Source organism: Halarcobacter mediterraneus, assembly GCF_004116625.1.
Classification (GTDB): Bacteria; Campylobacterota; Campylobacteria; order Campylobacterales; family Arcobacteraceae; genus Halarcobacter; species Halarcobacter mediterraneus.
The window spans coordinates 1-1,157 of the sequence record NZ_NXIE01000014.1 but is presented as its reverse complement, the minus strand read 5'-3'; the positions used below and the strand labels follow the sequence as shown (position 1 = coordinate 1,157).

Annotated in this window: 1 protein-coding gene and 1 pseudogene; both read left to right on the top strand. The window is 33.4% G+C overall.

Annotated features, from left to right (window positions below):
* Window positions 1–1,007, top strand: a 1,007-nt coding sequence (gene pta, locus CP965_RS13985) for a phosphate acetyltransferase (protein WP_228712736.1), incomplete at its 5' end; no start/stop codon positions are given.
* A 30-nt stretch (window positions 1,008–1,037) separates the two neighbouring features.
* Window positions 1,038–1,157: pseudogene (locus tag CP965_RS13980) on the top strand (acetate kinase); the annotation flags it as partial.

Genomic DNA, 1,157 nt, shown 5'->3' with positions numbered 1-1,157 from the left:
GAAAGGACGGATATATGGGTTTAATAGAGAACATAAAAGAAAATGCAAAGAAAGAACTAAAAACAATAGTTCTTCCAGAATCTGAAGATGAAAGAGTTTTACAAGCTGCTCAAAAGGTTCTTGAAGAAAAAACTGCTAATATTATTTTAATTGGGGATGAAGATAAAATAAAAGCTGATGCACAAGCTTGTGGTGCTTCTATCGAAGGTGCTTCTATTATCAATCCTAAAAGTTTTGAAAACATTGAAAAATATGTTAATGAATTAGTTGAATTAAGAAAGTCTAAAAACTTATCAAAGGAAGAAGCTACTGAAATTATGACTACTGAACCTAGATTCTTTGGTTGTATGATGGTTAGACTTGGTGATGCTGATGGTCTTGTTGCTGGTTCTAATTCTCCTACTGCTGATGTTTTAAGAGCTGCTATTCAAGTTATTAAAACTGCTCCTGGTATTAACACTGTTTCTTCTGCTTTCATTATGGAAACAGTTGATGGTAAATTTGGGGACAATGGTTTAATCCTTTTTGCTGATTGTGCTGTTATTCCTGAGCCTAATGCTGAGCAATTAGCTGATATTGCTTGTGCTACTGCTGCTACTGCTAAATCTGTTGTTGGTTTAGACCCTAGAGTTGCTATGTTATCTTTCTCTACTAAAGGTAGTGCTAATCATCCTTTAGTTGACAAGGTTCAATATGCTGTTGATCTTTTATCTGAAAGAAATGTTGATTTCTCTTTTGATGGAGAAATGCAAGCTGATGCTGCTATTGTTGAAGCTATTGGTGCTAAAAAAGCTCCTGATTCTAAGGTTGCTGGTAAAGCTAATGTTTTAGTTTTCCCTGATTTACAATCTGGAAATATTGGTTATAAACTTGTTCAAAGATTTGCGGGTGCTCATGCTCATGGTCCTGTTGTTCAAGGTTTAAACAAGCCTGTTAATGATTTATCAAGAGGTTGTTCTGTTGATGATATCGCAAATTTAGTTGCTATTACTGCAACTCAATGTTAATTTAATTTTTAAAAGAGAGGGAAAAGATATATGTTAGTATTCATTTTAAATGCGGGAAGTTCTTCATTAAAGTATCAATTAATGAATCCAGTTATTAAGAAAGTTTTTGCATCTGGTATTTGTGAAAGAATTGGTATTGATGGTGTTTTA